At 39.1% G+C, this 2,129-nt stretch carries 3 protein-coding genes; 1 reads left to right on the top strand and 2 read right to left on the bottom strand.

All coding sequences use genetic code 11. From position 1 onward, the window contains the following. Window positions 1-361 (top strand): Nif3-like dinuclear metal center hexameric protein (locus AC11ZT_RS06240; protein ID WP_484058772.1); only part of this gene is annotated, 361 nt, incomplete at its 5' end. A gap of 66 nt (window positions 362-427) precedes the next feature. Here AC11ZT_RS06240 and AC11ZT_RS06235 read toward each other — a convergent pair. Beyond that, window positions 428-1,372 (bottom strand): 4-hydroxy-3-methylbut-2-enyl diphosphate reductase, encoded by a 945-nt coding sequence (locus AC11ZT_RS06235; RefSeq protein ID WP_484058771.1) that lies wholly within the window; start codon window positions 1,370-1,372, stop codon window positions 428-430. 154 nt (window positions 1,373-1,526) lie between these two features. Further along, window positions 1,527-2,129, bottom strand: a 603-nt coding sequence (gene vrrA, locus AC11ZT_RS06230; protein ID WP_484058770.1) for a VrrA/YqfQ family protein, incomplete at its 5' end; no start/stop codon positions are given.

Here is a 2,129-nt window from a genome sequence, read left to right as displayed (position 1 = left end):
AATGACTGTAGAACAATTTGCAAACTATGTGAAAGAGTGCTTAGAAGTTCCGGTGGTTCGCGTGGTTGGAAAGTTGCAGGATCGTGTTCGAAAAGTAGCGGTACTTGGAGGAGACGGGAATAAATATTGGAAACAGGCAAAGTTTCGCGGAGCTGATGTGTACATAACCGGAGACTTGTATTATCATGTTGCACATGATGCGCTGACATACGGATTAAACGTCATTGACCCAGGACATAATGTGGAAAAGATTATGAAAAAAGGCGTACAAAAACGATTGCAAAGGGAATTAAATAATAAGAACTACAACGTAACTATTCATTCGTCTACGATACATACGGATCCATTTGTATTCATATGAAACAAGAAACCATCCTTTAGATGAAGGATGGTTTCTTGTTTCTATTGGGCTCATGAGCAATTCATTTCAATTTTTTTGTTTTACTTTAGGTAATATTTTATTCAGTGGCACGTTTCGTTTTCGTTCCCAAGTAGCGGGATTTGCAGGGTCATATTGTTCAAAAAAGGCGATGACTTCTTTTGTAATCGGAGTCGGTGTAGAAGCACCTGCAGTTATTGCAACGGTATGGACTCCTTCTAGCCATTCTAATTGTATTTCACTCACATCTGCAACGCGATAGGCGTTCGTATGTGCAATTTCTTTGGATACTTGTGCAAGACGATTGGAATTGTTGCTTTTTGGATCTCCTACAACAATCGTGACATCCGCTTCTCCGGCTTGCTTCGCAACTGCCTCTTGGCGTACTTGCGTTGCTAGACAAATTTCTTTATGCACTTTGGCGGTTGGAAAGCGCTCTTGTATTTTTTCCATGAGATGCAATACATCCCACTGACTCATCGTTGTTTGATTCGTTACTAATATTTTTTCGGTTGGAATCGTAAGGTTTGCGATATCTTCTTCCTTGCTAATTAAATGAACAATATCTGGAGCTATTCCAATAGCGCCTTCTGGCTCTGGATGCCCTTTTTTCCCAATATAAATAATATGGTATCCTTCTTCTTTCTTTGCAGCAATTAAATCATGCGTTTTCGTAACATCAGGGCATGTAGCATCTATCGTGGTAAGTCCTTTTTCGATTGCTCGTTTTTTTACTTCAGGAGAAACACCATGAGCGGTAAAAATAACGGTTCCTGATTGAATCTTGTCTAGTATTTCCAAACGATTTGGACCATCTACTGTAATAATACCTTCTTCCGTAAATGCGTCTGTAACATGTTTATTGTGCACAATCATACCTAAAATGTAAATGGGTCTAGGTAATGTTTGATCTAGTGCTGCATTGCGTGCTATAACCATTGCATCAACTACCCCGTAGCAATATCCACGAGGGGCAATTTTAATAATTTCCAAATTATTCCTCTCCTTTTATACAAGGACATATTGTAAAGCTCAGCTGACATAATGCTAGTAAAATATTTATAGTAAAGGGTTGGCAAATATGCGATGCTGCGTGTACATTTTTTATTATAAGGGAGGAGAGGACAGAAAACAAAAAGATTGCAAGCTAGACGTATAATTTTGGCTTGTTGTCTTTGTTATGTGGTTCCATAAGCGGGAGTTCCTCTTTTTTAGCTATGATATGCCGAGATTTCGTTTTGGTAGTTGATTTCGTTTTACTTTCAGTAGCTTCTTGTTCCTTTTCGACAGGTAAGGATGAAGAATTATCCTCTTTTTTTTGCAAAGAGGTTAATAGTTTTGTTATATTCGGAAAGTTTTTTATTAGAGGGCTATATTGTTGAACGACTGGCCCCACGGTTTGCGCTACCTTTACAACCTTCTCTACGTTTCCTATCATAGAAGATGGATCGGCAATCAAATTAGAAAAGAATGTGCCAACGCCCCCTTTAGAGGCGGCTGTTGCGGCTGCAGTAGTAGGTGCAGCTATAGGACTGTTCATTCTAACAGAATTATTATATGGGTTTCTCATTTGTTCGTTTTGTTGCGGCGGATAGGGATGAAATGATTGGGGATAGTTCGTTCCTATTTCTTGAGGAAAACGGGCTTGAGTTTGAAATGGATAAGGTGAACGATTTTTTTGCCCTAATAATCTGGAAAGAAAACCTTGTTTTTGTTGAGGCATTTGTAACGGCGGCATTCCCATTGGTTG

The organism is Ectobacillus sp., from assembly GCF_056992975.1.
Note: the sequence above shows the minus strand (reverse complement) of the source record. Positions and strands in the feature narration are given on the sequence as shown.